The following is a 14603-nucleotide window of genomic DNA, read 5'->3' on the forward strand; positions in this document are numbered from 1 at the left end:
GCGCTCACCCCGCCTTCCGCGCACGGACGGAGACACCGAGGTACACCTCGGCGACCTGCCCGTCCTCGCGGATCCGTGCGGCCGGTCCGGACAGCACCAGGCGGCCGGCCTCCAGTACGTGCGCCTGGTGCGCGATGTCCAGCGCGAGCTGGGCGTTCTGCTCGACGACGACCACGGTGGTGCGTTCCTCCTCGTTGACGGCACGGACGATCTCGAACAGCTCCCGGGTGACCAGCGGCGCGAGCCCGAGGGACGGCTCGTCGAGGATCAGCAGCACGGGTCGCAGCATCAGCGCCCGGCCGACGGCGAGCATCTGCTGCTCCCCGCCGCTGAGGCTGCCGGCCGCCTGCCGCGACCGCTGGCGCAGTCTGGGGAAGTGGCCGTAGATCCGATCCAGGTCGGCCGCCACGGCCGCGCGTTCGGCGCGGCCTCGCCACCGGGAACCGGTGCGCAGGTGGGCGCCGATGCGCAGGTTCTCCTCGACGGTCAGGTCGTTGAAGGTGCCCCGGCCCTCGGGGACATGCGCCACGCCGAGCCTGGCGGCCTGCTCGGGCGAGCGGCCCAGCAGCTCGGTGCCGTTCAGGGAGACCGAACCGCGGCCGCGGACCATTCCGCACAGCGCCCGCAGCATCGTGGTCTTGCCCGCGCCGTTCGGTCCGAGGATCGCGCACACCTCGCCACGGGCGACGGAGAAGTCCAGGCCCTGCAACACGCGGGCCTGGCCGTATCCGGCGTGCAGACCGCTGACCTTCAGGAAGTCCGGCTGCGCGCCCGCCCGGGACTCGGCGGGTTCGACGGTCCGCGCGCTCATGCGGCGACCCCCAGGTACGCCTCGACGACCGCCGGGTCGCGCTGGATCGCCTCCGGCGGCCCTTCGGCGATCTTGCGGCCGAAATCGAGGCAGACCACCTTGTCGCACAGGTCCATCACGAACCCCATGTGGTGTTCGACCACCACGAGCGTGAGGTCGAACTCCCGGCGCACCGACCGGACCAGATCCGCGAATTGTCCGACCTCACCGTGGCTGAGGCCGTTGACGGGTTCGTCGAGCAACAGCAGCCGGGGCCGTACGGCGAGCGCCCGCGCGAGTTCGACCCGCTTGAGTGTGCCGAACGGCAGTCCCGAGGCCGGATGCTCCGCGATGTCCGCCAGACCGAGCCGATGCAGCAAGTCGTCTGCCTGGTCACGCAGTTCCCTCTCCTCCCGCCGTACGCGGGGCAGCCGGAGCGCCGCGGCGAGGTGTCCGGTGCGCCCCCGGCTGTGGGCGCCGACCATGACGTTCTCCCGGACCGTGAGCCGCGGGAACAGACCCAGGTTCTGAAAGGTGCGGGCGATGCCACGCCGGGCCACGGCGTACGGAGCGAAGGCCAGCAGGTCCTCGTCCTCGAATCGCGCCTCGCCGCCGACGGGAGTGCAGCGCCTGGTGAGGCAGTTGAACAACGTGGTCTTGCCGGCTCCGTTCGGCCCGATGAGCCCCACGGCGGTGCCCGGCTCGACGGTGAACCCGACACCGTCCAGTGCCGTGATCCCGCCGAAGCGCACGGTGATACCGTCGACAGCGAGCATGAGTGACGCCCCTTCCGAGGTGCTGGGAGTTGGGCGAGCGTCACAGTAGGTGGGGGCTCTCCAGGCGCACATTGGGTGCGAGCACCCAACTTCCCGGTCGCCGAACTGTGCGCCGCGCACAGGACCCGGGAGATGTCTCACCCCGAGCCTGTTGACGCGGCACGAGTCGGGCGACGACGATCGGCGCCATGCCTCGTGGTCCCGCCCTGGGCCCCCCTGAACTCTCCGAGCCGCTCCTGCGGGAGCGGTGGCGGATCCTGCACGCCGTCCACGACCGGGTCGAGGAGGTGGCGGAGGCCGCCGTCGAGGTGATGCGCGCGGAGATCCCGTCGTACGCGTTGCAGGACGAACGGTTCTTCGACGACGTCCGCGAGCAGGTGCTGGAGCACTACCGGATGCAGTTGGCGGCGCTCGCCGGTGACCGCGACATCGCTGCCGAGGACCTGGTCTTCAGCCGCGCGGCAGCCATGCGCCGGGCCCGCGCGGGGTTCGCCCTGGAGGACTGGATCAGCGCCTTCCGCGTCGGCCGGCAGGTGATGTGGGACGCGTTGCTCGACTGCGCGGGTACGTCAGCCGAGGCCCAGCAGGCCGCTCTGTCGCTCGTCACACCGTTGATGCGCTACGTCGACTACGCCAGCACCCATGCCGCGCAGGCCTACGTCGAGTACCAGCAGCATGTGGTGGCGGACGCGGACCGGGAACGCAGGGACCTCCTGGACCAGCTCCTGGCGGGCGTGGCACCGACGCGCGGTCCGCTCCTGGCCGCGGCCCAGGCGTACGGCCTCGGACCGCGCTCGCCGATGATGGCGGTCGTGGCGGTGTGCGTGGGGGACACACGCACGGGCGACCACGCCTCGGCCGAGAACGGGTATGCCACCAGCGCGTCGATCAGTGTCGCGGGGCCCTGGGCCGGCCGGACGCTGGTCGTCGTGCGCCACGGCGAGGTGGTGGCCGTACCCGTGCTCCGGGCCGGCATGGACGCGGACGACATATGCGCCCACTTCGAGGCCGTGCAGCAGCGGCTCGCGCGCCAGGGCACCATGCTCTGCATGGGCATCAGCACGGTCGCCCGGGGTGCCGCCGAACTGCCCCGGGCCTACGAGGAGGCGCGGGCCGCCCTCGACCTGGTGCCGAGCGCGGGCGGAGTGGCGGCACTGCCGCGACTGTCCCCCTTCGACTACCTGGCTCTGCGCGCCGACGACCTCGCGCGTCAACTGGTCGATCCCCGCGTGCGGGCGCTCCTGGAGGAGGACCGCGAACGCGGCGACACACTGGCCACCACCATCAGGGCCTTCGCGGAGGCGGACCTCAACCTGCGGCTGGCCGCCGGCCGGCTGCGGGTGCACCACAACACGGCGCACTACCGGCTGCGTCGGATCGAGGAACGCACCGGCCGCAATCCGCGCCGGATCGCCGACCTGCTGGAACTGCTGGTCGCCCTCGCCATCCGTGACGGGGACGGGGAGAGTGAGGAGTGCCAGTGAGCGGGATCATGGAGTCCGCGGGGACCGAGGCCGCACGTCGACTGCCGGGCGGTCGGGGGAGTTCGGACCTGCCGGAGGGGGCCGCAGGGCAGGACCGGTCGACGCGGCACGCGCTGCTGGACGCCGCCTTGGATGTGTTCACCGAGCGTGGTTACACCGACGCCGGCCTCACCGAGATCGCGGCGCGCTCCGGCATCCCGGTAGGCACACTCTTCCAGCACTACGGCGGAAAGCGAGGGCTCTACCTCACCCTGTGGGAGGAGTTCCGGGAGGAACAGGAGCACCGGACCGCGGCCACGCTGGCCGCCGAACGCAGCGGTGGTACGGCCGACCCCGTCGCCCTCTTCGTGGCGGGAGCCAGGGCGTACCTGGAGGGCGCCTGGGACAACCGGAAGCTGGGCAGGCTCTTCGCGGACGACGACGGCCCCGCCGGTTTCGACGCGCTGCGCCGGCAGTGGGACCGCGCATGGGTACGGCGCAATGCCCGGCTGCTGGAGGTGGACGAGCGGCGACGCGCCGGCCGCGTCCGAGTGAGCGTGCTGACGACCGTCATCGGCGGGGCGGCACGTGAGCTGGGCGACTGCGGGGACGAGACGGAGGCCCGGGAGATCGTGGACGAAGTGTGCGGCATCCTGATCCATCTGTCCGCACGGGCCGGCTGAGGCCGCCGGAGCCGGCGGTGCGTCAGCCACCACTGGCCTCACCTGTGCTGCTGGGCGAGCCACCACTGGTGGGAGAGGTGCTGGTACTGCCGGAAGGACTTGCGGAAGGGCTGGTGGAGGGCCTCGTGGAAGGGGCTGCCGTCCGCGGAGGCGAACTGGGGCGGCGGCTGCTGGAGGCTCGTGGGCTCGGCGTCGCCTTCGCGGGGGGAGATGCGGGGGCGGTGGCGCGGGCGGGAGGCCGAGAGGTCGGCACAGGACCGCGAGTCGCCGGCAGTGGACGCCGGACATCGTCACCGCGACTGTCCCGGACGCCCTTCCGGGCCGGGTGTGTGCTGGCACGCTCCGGTGAAGCCTGTGGATCGGGAACACGGACCCCGGGCTCGTCCGTGGACCCTTGGTCCGGGATCGAGGCTGCCCGGGGGGCCGTCGACTGGGAAAACACCGTGGCGGTGCCCAGCCCTCCGAGGAGGGTGAAGGCGGCCGCGGCGAGTGACCGGAAGGCGTACCTCTTCAGGAGCGCTTGACGGTCGCACCGGTCGGCCGGCAGGTCTTTCGAGACAGTCGGTGATCCGGGAGGGGGCGACCCGGGGGAGTTCGACCCGTCGACCAAGTAGGGCCCCGGCAGTGTGGTTTCGACGGCCGGAGCACCGTCACTCCGACCGCTCGGCTGTGCCACGCCGGGGTCGTAGGCCCCACACTCCGGGCAGGTCACAGCGCCGTTGAGCGTGCGGCTGCACGGGCTGCAGTAGTCCATCAAGCGCCCCTTTCGGTCCTACTGGGGCCAACGGGGGGCATCGCACGGGTACTCATCCGCAGGAGGAAAAGTGGGGCAAGTAACTTTGCCGAATGGGTTGTTGAATACCGGAGCGCGGTGGCCGGGCGGCCGAGCGCACGTCGAGCGGAGCGGGTGACTGGTCTACACCCTTGACTGGTACAGACCAAAGCGGTTGAGTGTGCTTCCACACCCCCCACCACGGCCGCGCCCACGCAGTCGCCGGTCCGATCGGCACGTTTCCACGAGCCCCGGCTCCGCGCTGCCCCCCGACCGGTGCGGCCGTGCTCCGCAAAGGAGTTGACCCTGTGTCGAAACGCCGCCTCTCCGCCGTGGTCACAGCACTCGTCCTGGGAAGCACCGTGCCCGTCCTGCTGCCGGCCGCCACCGCGTCGGCCGCCGAGTGTTCCAGCTACCCGAGCTGGGTCGCCGGAAGGCAGTACAGGACCGGCGACATCGTGCGCTATTCCGACGGCAAGGCCTACATCGCCGAACACGACAACCCCGGCTACGACCCGATCATCAGCACCTGGTTCTGGGAGCCGTACGGCTGCGACAGCGGTTCCGGGACCCCCGTCGGCACCTTCGTGGTGAGCGAGGCGCAGTTCAACCAGATGTTCCCGAACCGGAACTCCTTCTACACGTACAGCGGCCTCACCGCGGCTCTCAGCGCCTACCCCGCCTTCGCGAACACCGGGAGCGACGCGGTCAAGAAGCAGGAGGCCGCGGCCTTCCTCGCCAACGTCAGTCACGAGACCGGTGGTCTGGTGTACGTGGTGGAGCAGAACACCGCCAACTATCCGCACTACTGCGACTGGAGCCGGCCGTACGGCTGCCCGGCCGGACAGTCGGCCTACTACGGACGTGGCCCCATCCAGCTCAGCTGGAACTTCAACTACAAAGCCGCGGGCGACGCCCTCGGCATCGACCTCCTCAACAACCCGTGGCTGGTGCAGAACGACGCGGCCGTGGCCTGGAAGACGGCGCTCTGGTACTGGAACACCCAGACCGGGCCCGGCACGATGACGCCCCACAACGCCATGGTCAACGGCGCCGGCTTCGGCCAGACGATCCGCAGCATCAACGGCTCGCTCGAGTGCGACGGCAAGAACCCGGCACAGGTCCAGAGCCGCGTGGACGCCTACCAGCGGTTCGCCCAGATCCTCGGGACGTCACCCGGCGGCAACCTGTACTGCTGATCGCGTACACGCCGCCGCCCCTGCGGCCCTCCAGCCGGAGCAGCGCCCCTCGCGGGGCGAGGTTCTCCTCTGGGGGCGAGCGGCTTCGCACCAGGGTTCAAACCTTCGGAACGCGACAGGACTCGCTCAGGAGCAGTTCCACGCGCGTGCGAGGTCGGCGGGTGCGAAGCGGGAGCAGTCGTCGGTGGCCGGATACGCGTCGGAGCCGACGAACCCCCATCCGGCGCCGGGAGTGCGGCGGAAGAACTGCAGGCCCGATCCTTCGTCCTGGAGTTGGACCCGGTCTTCGCCCACCGCGCCGGCACCGGCTTCGAAGCGGACGGCCGCGTACCGCGTGGTGCCGCAGCTGCCGTAGTAGAAGTTGCCCGGCTTCGGCTGGATGTGGCCGACCCCCTTGGCGTGCTCCCAGGCCTGGGTCACTGCCAGCTTCACGTCTGCGGGGGCCGGCAGGTTCTCGCACGGGGCGGCGACGGCGGCAGCGACGCTCGGCGCTGCCGTCGGTCGAGAGGCCTCGGCCCCCGCCTTGGTGGCGGGGGCCGAGGGCGTCCTCGCCACCACGCTCGGACCGGTGGAACCGGTGAGCGGCCGCGACTTCGTCGGCGTGGGCGAGGCCGCGGACGTCGCGGATACCGACGCACCTGGGGCAACCGTGGGCAGGACGCTCGGGCTCGCTGCCGAGCCAGAGCCGTCGTCGCAGGCCACGAGGCCGGCGCAGGCTGCGAGTGTCAGAGCGGCTGTGGCCGCGGCCCGTCCATGGCTGAAGATCATGAGACCCCCCGTCGTCGACACGAGCTCTCGCGCCGCAGCTTTCTCGCCGCAGACTATAAGCCACGGGCGGTGCTCATGGCGGTCGCGCGGCCTGTCAGCATCCTGCACTGACAGCCGCTCGCAACGACGACGACTCAGCGGACCCGCCAGGGGGAGTGGCCTGGGTCAGCGGGTCGCGCTGCCCGCGACCCACGCGCTCCACGGCATGTTCCAGTCGCTGAGGCCGTTGTCCGGGGACAGGGTGGTCTTGTCCTGGGAGTTCTTGATGATGACGACATCGCCGATCATCGAGTTGTCGAAGAACCACGCGGCGGGCTGCTTCCGGTCGCCTCCACCCCTGACGTCCTTCAGACCCACGCAGCCGTGGCTGGTGTTCAGCTTGCCGAAGACCGAGTTGGCGCCCCAGTAGTTGCCGTGGATGAAGGTGCCCGAGTCCGTCAGGCGCATGGCGTGCGGCACGGCTTCGATGTCGTAGGAGGGCTTCCCGTCCTTCTCCGTGAGGCCGACGGTCGCGCCGTTCATACGGATCTGCCGGAACTTCTCGGAGATGACCATCCGGCCGTTGTACGTCGGGTGCTCGCGACTGCCGGACGAGATCGGGATGGTCTTGATCGTCTTGCCGTCCCGCACGACGCTCATCTGCTTCGTCTTGGCGTCGACGGTGCTGATCTGGCTCCGGCCGACCTTGAAGGTGACCGTTTTCTGGAGACCGAGGCGGGTGAGCTTCACGGTCACGGTGGAGCCGGCCCTCCAGTAGGTCTGGGGGCGGAAGTCCAGGCGATTGTCGTTGAACCAGTGCCCGACCACCTGCTGTCCGCTGCTGGAACTGACCTGGATCTCGGACTGCACGGCGGCCTTGTCGGTGATCGCCCTGTCGAAGCTGACCGTCACCGGCATGCCCACTCCGACGGTCGAGCCGTTGGTGGGGGAGAGGTGCCCGATGAAGTCGTTGGCCGGGGAGACCGTGGTGATCGTGGCGTTCCCGGCTGCGGAGCGCCCCTTGGCATCCACGGCCTTCGCGGCGATCTGGTATTTGGTGGCCCGCTGCAGCGGCCCGTTCGGCTTCCAGGACGTGCCGTCGGCGGAACGGGTGCCCGCAACCTCGGCACCGGTCGCGACTGCCGTCATGGTCACCTTGGCGAGCTTGCCCTTGCTGACGGTGACCCCTACCGGGTCCGTGATCCCGACGCGGTGGGCACCCTCGCCGGGCGTGATCGTTATTCGGGCATCGGATGCGTCCTGGGCGGGATCCACCTGCGCCTGCGCCGACGGCTTGGGATCGCTGCCGGCGTCGTTGCTGCTGGTCGCAGCGCTGCTGGTGCCGCCGAGGGCCGTAACTGCGAGTACGCCGCCGAGTGCGCCGGCCAGAGTCACCAGCCCGGCGTGTCGTTTACGTGCCGTGAGCAAACGCTTCTCCCGTGTCCATGGTCTTTGTGTGCCCGAGCTGATCGCCGGACGAACGGTCCTGGCTCCATAACCATATATAGCGCTGCATCTATCCGGAAAAGGGCAAATTGTGGTGCAGGCCACGCATGTTTTCGAGCGCGTTGCCCCCAGCCGTGGTGTGTCACGGCTCCACGATCACCACAGCGCCGAACCCGCAGGTCGCACCCCTCGCGCGCCGCCTCGCCCCGGCGCCGGGGGAGACCCGGTCCGCCGCGCCGTGGCACCTGTTGCCCCAGGTCCCTGTCACCTCGCCGGGTATACGTCGGCGAGTAGGAGCGTGGCCATGCCGGAGCCGCCGACGGTGCCGGTGAGGGGCACGGTGGCATCACGACAGCCCATCCGTCCCGGCCGGGCGTCTGTGCCGGTTCACGGGGGCACCGACGGTCTGCCGCAGACCGTGAGGCTCTTCGGTCAATGCGGACAAGGTGCGACCCCGACCGTACGGGGAGGCAGGCGGAGCCGAGGAGGTTGGCGCGTTCTCGTCGGCGAGCGGCGCGCCGCGACGGCTCAATGGCGCTTTCGAGACGCGGGTGATGCTGCCCGCGCCGAAGGGGCACGCCCGTGTGCGGCGTTCCGGCTGCGAAGCCGGCCATGGCCTCCGGGGTTCGGTGGCGGCGGGCGGGGGACATGGGCGGCCGGTCGTGATCCCTCGCGCCGGTGTGGAGTCAGAGGGCTACGGCTGGTGAGGGCTTGATCCGGGCGTCGATCGGGACCGGCCGCCGCCCGGGGCGCCCGCCCCTCGCGCATGGCCGCCAAGCTCGCCGTGCGGCGGGGTACCTGACGCCGACGGACGCAGGTGCGTATCCCGGTGTACCGCACCCGCGCCGGAAGGTGCGGCACGGAGGTCGGCGTGTGCGCCGCCCCGATCCCGTGTCCCGGACCTCGCGGGACGTCCGGCGAAGGTGGCGGGCCGGTCCTGAAGCGGAGGTGGGGGGATCACCGTCCTGACATGCGGTTCAACTTTCAGCAAATCGGGCGCCGGTCTGTCCTCGCCGGGATTGCACAGAGCACACCCCGAAAGTCGCACCACCGCGCACTCCGCCTTTTGCTTCCTCTTGGCTGGGCGCGAAGTATTGCGGCGGTATTTCACGAGAAACGGAATGTGGTGCGGAGAGTTCCACTTCTGATCATCGTCCTGGCGTCCTCCGGAATCCGTAGCGTCGGCCGCGGGGGCCGGAAGTGCGGAAACGCCGTTCCCGGGCCATCTGGCAACGATGTCCGCGGCATGCCCGCGACGGATTCCTGACCGGGCCGCGAATTTCCCCTCCGTCTCACCGTGCGGAAATCGCTTTCCCGGCGACTTTCAGGCAGGGATGGATTTGCACATGACCCCGTGGCGGAAAAGGAGCCTTGACCCCGGTGTGCGCCTGCCCCAGCTTTGATGCCGCCGACCGCCGGTCGGTTGCACATCCCGCTGAGAAGGGACCTGCTGTGAAGTCGACTGTCGCCATGAGCAAGAAGGCCGGCACCAAGAAGATTGCGGTGCGCCGCACCGGCGATGTGCGTCTGACGTCCGCCGCCTGTCAGTGCCCGTACTCCGTCCAGGCGTAACGATTCGCCTGCCGCTGGTACCGGTTCGTGCTCGGGTGCGCCGCTGGTCGGCGCGCCCGAGCACGGCCGGGCTCCGGGTCCTGAGGAGGGCGTGTGACCGCTGACGGTCTTGTGTTCCACGAATTGAGCTTCGTACGCGAAGGCGACGACGTCGTGGTCGGCCGTTTGGACACCGGGTCCTACGCGGTCTTCCCGGCCGACGGGGCGGAACTGCTGAAACAGCTGACGGAGGGCATGCCGCTGACCGCCGCCGCGGACTGGTACGAGACCACCTTCGACGAGGAGGTGGACCTCGACGACTTCGTCGAGACCCTGCACGACCTGGGCTTCGTACGCGAGGACGGCGGCCGGCATCCCACCACCGCGTCGGCCCCGGTACGCCTGCGCGGGCTCGGACGCGCCGTGTTCTCCCCGGTGGCCTGGTGCCTGTACGCCGTCGTCGTCGCGGGGTGGGCGTGGGCGGCGGCTGTCCACACGGACCTGGCCCCCCGTCCCTCACAGGTCTTCTTCGTGCACTCGCTGCTGGTGGTCCAGCTCGTCATCACCCTCGGACAGGTGCCGCTTCTCCTCGTCCACGAGGGTTTCCACATACTCGCCGGCCGCCGTCTCGGTCTGCCCACGCGATTGAGTCTGAGCAATCGTCTGACGTATATCGTCGCCGAAACCCAGATCAATGGACTCCTGAGCGTTCCGCGAGCGAAACGCTATCTTCCGTTTCTCGCCGGGATCGTGTGCGACGGAGTCGTTTTCGGTGCTTTCGGACTCGTCGCCGAGGTGACCCGTCATCCGGACGGAACATTTTCCTTCATCGGCCGGCTCTGCCTTGCCCTGGCATTCACCGTCGGCGTCCGGATGCTCTGGCAGTTCCAGCTCTATCTGCGCACCGACCTCTACTACGTGGCCGCCACCGCCTGGAACTGCCACGATCTGCACGACGCGGCCATGACGTTGCTGAAGAACCGGTTGTGGCGCCTGATGAACCGCCCGGAACGCCTCGTCGACGAGGAGCAGTGGACCGCCCGGGACCGCCGCGTCGGCACCTTCTACGGCCCCTTCATCGTGCTTGGCTATGGCGCACTCGCGGCCGTCACGATCTTCGTCAGCGTCCCGGTGACCGTCCAGTACGGCAGCATCGCCGCACGAGCGATCGGCTCCGGTGAACTGGACCCGGCCTTCTGGGACGCCGTGCTCTCCCTGTGCATGAACATCGCCCAGATCGTCGCTCTCGTGGTGCTGTCCCGAAGGAAACGCCGGAACAGCAAGCCGGGGCCCACCCACTCGTCGTCGTCCCCGGAGGTCGAACTCTCATGACGCGCCATCTAAGGATCGTGGGCGAGAGGCGTGAGGACCGCCTCCGCACCGTCGCGACGCACACCGGCAAGGCACTCGTGGTCCGCTGCCACCAACGGCTGCGCGGTCCCTACACTGGCGTGGACACCGTGCTGCGTGCCATCCTGCCCGAGGCCCGACTTCGCTGGCCCGACCTCGTGGACGAGCATCGTGTGGCCCTCCTCTACGGCATGCCCGAGCTGGCGGAGATCATCGGGCCGCCACCGCGGACCCTGGCCGACGACGCGCCCCACGAGGAACGGACACGCTTCTTCGGCGCCGGCTGGATCCGCGCCATGAACCAGGGAATCGTCACCTTCCTCCTCGAGTACGCCCAGCGCCTCCAGACCGACGGGACCCCGGCCGACGAGCCCGCCGTACCCCTGGAGGTCGCGTTCGACGAGGTCCACGCTGCGGAGGCGACCACGAGGGAGTTGCTCGCACTGCTGGTGCGCCGGGCCGACGCGCGCGTCCTGCGGATCGTGGTCGCGGCCAACACCGGCACGCTGACCGAGGAGTTGGACGCCGCACTCGGCGACGCGGTCACGCTCCCGGCCCCCCGTGACGGCGGGCGTACCCCGGTCCACCGAACCGACGCCGAACGGGTGGCCGCCTACGTCGACGGCGACTGCACCGACGACGACCCCGCGCTGGTCCGCGCCTACCAGCAGGCGGATCCGCGGGCGGTCGCACTGCTCCACGACCGGCGCGCCGACGCTCTGGAGGAGGTCGCCACCTGGGGTGCCCGCATGAGTGCGCTCACCCACCACCGGGAGCACGGCAGCGATCCGTCCGGCTCGGGACGGGCCGCCCTGCTGGCCGCACAGCGCCACGCGGTGGCCAAGGGGTTCTCCGCCGCCGTCGTCGACCTCGGCCTGCGCGGCCGCGGCCTGAGCGACCCACGCGAACACGAGCACGACTACTGGGAGTTCACCCGAGAGGCGGCGGCCGCCTGCATCCCGATCGGCCGCCTGGAACAGTCCATGGAGCTGTACCAGGACCTGCTGCGCCGCTTCACCGACCCGAAGATCCACATGATGACCAGCTACGCCGTCGCCATGTTGCACACGCGCTTCCTGCGACCGCGTAACCACGAGCTGGCCGTCCAGTGGCAGCACAACGCGGTCGCCATCGCCGGCATCCTGCCCGACCCGGCCGAACGCCTCACCTACAGCGTCTTCCACGACAACGGCCTCGCCCTCGTGGAGATGCACCGCGGCAACCGGCACCGGGCCCTGGAACTGGTGGAGTCCTGCATAAGCCGCCTCGACGGCCGACTGGAGGACGACCGCTGGGTCCTGCACCGCTCCCAGCTGCTCTACAACCGGGCCCGCCTCCTCGTCGCCCTGGGCCGCCCCGACGAGGCCCACGCCGACTACTCCCGCCTCGTCGACCTCGATCCGTACTACACGGACTACCTCTCGGAACGCGCCAGGATCGAACGTGACCGCGGCGACCTCGACGCCGCCCTGGCCGACTACGACCGCGCCGTACGCCTCGCGCCCCCCTTCCCGGAGCTTTACTACAACCGGGGCACGGCGCGGGCGCAGAACGGTGATCACAAGGGTGCCCTGGACGACTTCACCCGCGTCCTGGAGATGGAGCCCGACGACCTCGAAACGCGTGTCGCGCGGGCGGAGTTGCTGCTGGAGGCAGGTGATCTCGACGGAGCCGAAGCGGACACCGACACCGGTCTGGCCCGGCACCCCGACGAGGTGCAGCTGCTCTGCCTGAAGGGCACGGTCCTCCTGGAACGCGGCGCGCTCGACGTCGCCCTTCTCGCCTTCGACGGTGCCCTGCGCAAGGACCCCCGGTATCCGGCCGCGCTCGTCAACCGCGCCGTCGTCCACTACCGGCAGGAACAGCCCGGCAGAGCCGTGGCGGACCTCTCCGTGGCGCTCGAGGTCGTCGGTGACGATCCCGACCTCCTGCTCAACCGCGGTCTCGCCCACCTGGCCGACGGCCGAACGGAGAGCGCACTCGAAGACTTCGACCGCGCCCTCACCCTGCCCGACGCCGATGTCGCCGAACTACGGCGGCAACGCGAGCTGTGCGGCGGAGGGGGCGCCCAGTAGCCGACGTGGTGCCTGTCGGGGCGGGAGTGCGGCCGTGTCACCGAACGGGACCAGCACCACGGCTTGGTCTCGTGGCCGAGGAGAAGGCTGCCGTGGCGAAGATCCTCGAGGTGTGCCGGCCGGGTTCCCCCGGGGGGCCTCCGTCGCCGGATTGCTCCAAGGGGTGTGACCCGCGGGCATGATGGGGGCCATGACGCACACCGCCCGCCGGATGTTCGAGCTCCTGGAGCCGATCTGCCTCGTCACCTACGTCGCCGAGGAGTCCAACGAGGAGCTGGCCGCGCTCGGCCACCGCACCTACTGGGACGGCTACTTCGCCAGCCGAGCCGCACCGCTGGGGCGGGTACCGGCGCAGGTCGTGCATGCCGCGTTCTACAGTTTCGCCGACGGGGAGGCCGCGCGGCACATTCCCAGTGCCTGGGAGACGATCCCGCCCGAGGCGTCCGTCGCCGCGCGGGAGCGCGGCAGCGCTGCCTCCGTACGACGGATCCTCGGCGAGGAGCTGGCCGGCTCCCCGGGACTGGTGCGCGCCGCCGACCTGACCACCAAAGCCGCGACGAGCGCGCCCACCGAGGGCCGGGTGATGTACGCCGGAATGCGCGCCCTTCCGGTGCCGAGCGACCCGGTCGCCCGGTTGTGGCATGCCGCGACCATGCTGCGCGAGCACCGCGGTGACGGGCATGTCGCCGCGCTCGTCGGCGCGCGCATCGGCGGCACGGAGGCCCATGTGCTCTGGGCGCTCGCGGAGGGCATCCACCCGCCGGAGTCGTTCGGGCGCGTCCATCACCTGCCGAAGGAGCGGTTGGCCGCGGTCATGGACGGCTTGCGCGAGCGTGGACTCGTCGACACCGACGGCCGGCTCACCGACGCAGGCCGCGAGACCAGGCGACGCATCGAAGCCCTCACCGACGAGCTCGCCGCCGCGCCGTACTACGCCCTGTCTCCCGTCGAGCTCGACGAGCTGGTCGCCGAGCTCGAACCCATCACCGCGAAGCTGGTCGCCGCGGGATCGCGGTGACGAGCGGCGACCGACAGGACGAGGAATCCGCCGTACGGGACGGGGAGTTCACGGCCCGGTGGTCGCGCCCGAGGCACTCGATCAACCGAGGGTCTCCTGGCCGCGGGAGGGCGCCCGTCGCGCTGCTGACGGTCGTCGCGGCGCCCCGGTGGTCAGCCGGACGCCGCCAAGGCGTCGAACAGCGCCAGACCCTCCTCGCGGGAGATGTGCTCGTCATCCGCTTGCTGAGCGAACTCGATCGGGACGGTGATCCGCTTCGCCTTCTCGGCCAGGGCATCGGGCCAGTGCTGGCCGAAGACCGCGGCCGTGATCCGGGGCTCGACGGCCACGAACGGCACGCCGATCGCCGTGCCCATGTGGATGCCCCAGTAGCCGACCGGCCCGTCGGTGCCGATCTCCGGAAGCTCCTGGAGGGCGTCCAGCGTGGCCAGGTACTCCGGTACGGCGATCCTTGCCAGGTGGTCGTTGTAGCGGACGACGATCGGGCCTTCCCGCTCGCCGGCCGCCCTCGCCCGGAACAGTTCGGCGATTTCCGCCTCGTCGTGTGCCGTGCGTGCTTCTTGGGCCCATCAGGACCAGGGGAGTCGCGCTCGACCATGCCGTTCGACGTCGATGCGGAGGTGAACCGCAAGGCGCCCACGGAGAAGCGGCATTCATGGGTCTCCCCTCCTCAAGCGGTGTCACGGGCAACTGGAGCTACCGGTCGATCATTGTCCCCACCAACCCCTCTTCC

At 70.3% G+C, this 14603-nt stretch carries 10 protein-coding genes and 1 pseudogene; 6 read left to right on the forward strand and 5 right to left on the reverse strand.

Annotation, left to right across the window (positions count from 1 at the left end; all coding sequences use genetic code 11):
- Nucleotides 1–4: 4 nt before the first annotated feature.
- Both BLW57_RS38905 and BLW57_RS38910 read right to left on the reverse strand, forming a co-directional pair.
- Entirely contained in the window at nt 5–811 is an 807-nt protein-coding gene (locus tag BLW57_RS38905; protein ID WP_093480328.1) for an ABC transporter ATP-binding protein, read from the reverse strand.
- Nucleotides 808–1566 carry an ABC transporter ATP-binding protein gene (locus BLW57_RS38910; protein WP_256339760.1) on the reverse strand — a complete coding sequence of 253 codons (759 nt, stop codon included), beginning with the start codon at nt 1564–1566 and terminating at the stop codon, nt 808–810. Before BLW57_RS38910 ends, BLW57_RS38905 begins: the two co-directional genes overlap by 4 nt.
- 188 nt (nt 1567–1754) lie before the next feature.
- Here BLW57_RS38910 and BLW57_RS38915 point away from each other — a divergent pair, with 188 nt between their 5' ends.
- The 3 genes from BLW57_RS38915 to BLW57_RS38925 all read left to right on the forward strand — a co-directional run bounded on the left by BLW57_RS38915 (nt 1755) and on the right by BLW57_RS38925 (nt 5683).
- Nucleotides 1755–3050, forward strand: a complete 1296-nt coding sequence (locus tag BLW57_RS38915; protein WP_093480330.1) for a PucR family transcriptional regulator — start codon at nt 1755–1757, stop codon at nt 3048–3050.
- Entirely contained in the window at nt 3047–3712 is a 666-nt protein-coding gene (locus BLW57_RS38920; protein WP_218138128.1) for a TetR/AcrR family transcriptional regulator, read from the forward strand. Before BLW57_RS38915 ends, BLW57_RS38920 begins: the two co-directional genes overlap by 4 nt.
- Before the next feature lie 1080 nt (nt 3713–4792).
- Nucleotides 4793–5683: a glycoside hydrolase family 19 protein gene (locus BLW57_RS38925; protein ID WP_093480331.1), complete on the forward strand. Its 891-nt coding sequence runs from the start codon at nt 4793–4795 to the stop codon at nt 5681–5683.
- Nucleotides 5684–5809: 126 nt separating this feature from the next.
- Here the strand turns inward: BLW57_RS38925 and BLW57_RS38930 are convergent, their stop codons facing one another.
- Nucleotides 5810–6103: a hypothetical protein gene (locus BLW57_RS38930; RefSeq protein ID WP_093480332.1), complete on the reverse strand. Its 294-nt coding sequence runs from the start codon at nt 6101–6103 to the stop codon at nt 5810–5812.
- 513 nt (nt 6104–6616) lie between these two features.
- Entirely contained in the window at nt 6617–7825 is a 1209-nt protein-coding gene (locus tag BLW57_RS38935) for a L,D-transpeptidase (RefSeq protein ID WP_256339761.1), read from the reverse strand.
- A 1716-nt stretch (nt 7826–9541) separates the two neighbouring features.
- Here BLW57_RS38935 and BLW57_RS38940 point away from each other — a divergent pair.
- From BLW57_RS38940 to BLW57_RS38950, 3 genes are all read left to right on the forward strand, one after another.
- Nucleotides 9542–10759 (forward strand): hypothetical protein, encoded by a 1218-nt coding sequence (locus BLW57_RS38940; protein WP_143051655.1) that lies wholly within the window; start codon nt 9542–9544, stop codon nt 10757–10759.
- A 17-nt stretch (nt 10760–10776) separates the two neighbouring features.
- Nucleotides 10777–12852 carry a tetratricopeptide repeat protein gene (locus BLW57_RS38945; protein WP_101376912.1) on the forward strand — a complete coding sequence of 692 codons (2076 nt, stop codon included), beginning with the start codon at nt 10777–10779 and terminating at the stop codon, nt 12850–12852.
- 190 nt (nt 12853–13042) lie between these two features.
- On the forward strand, nt 13043–13870 hold the full coding sequence (locus BLW57_RS38950) for an SCO6745 family protein (protein ID WP_093480336.1): 828 nt from the start codon (nt 13043–13045) through the stop codon (nt 13868–13870).
- Nucleotides 13871–14031: 161 nt separating this feature from the next.
- Here the strand turns inward: BLW57_RS38950 and BLW57_RS38955 are convergent.
- A pseudogene (locus BLW57_RS38955) lies at nt 14032–14424 on the reverse strand (alpha/beta hydrolase); the annotation flags it as partial.
- Between the last annotated feature and the right edge of the window lie 179 nt (nt 14425–14603).

Source organism: Streptomyces sp. 1222.5 (assembly GCF_900105245.1).
Taxonomy (GTDB): Bacteria; Actinomycetota; Actinomycetes; order Streptomycetales; family Streptomycetaceae; genus Streptomyces; species Streptomyces albidocamelliae.

What these genes read in the sequence shown, in the direction of transcription:
- BLW57_RS38905 (WP_093480328.1), bottom strand. Translation starts at nt 811, where the DNA reads ATGAGCGCGCGGACCGTCGAACCCGCCGAGTCCCGGGCGGGCGCGCAG.
- BLW57_RS38950 (WP_093480336.1), top strand. Translation starts at nt 13,043, where the DNA reads ATGACGCACACCGCCCGCCGGATGTTCGAGCTCCTGGAGCCGATCTGC.
- BLW57_RS38910 (WP_256339760.1), bottom strand. Translation starts at nt 1,566, where the DNA reads ATGCTCGCTGTCGACGGTATCACCGTGCGCTTCGGCGGGATCACGGCA.
- BLW57_RS38915 (WP_093480330.1), top strand. Translation starts at nt 1,755, where the DNA reads ATGCCTCGTGGTCCCGCCCTGGGCCCCCCTGAACTCTCCGAGCCGCTC.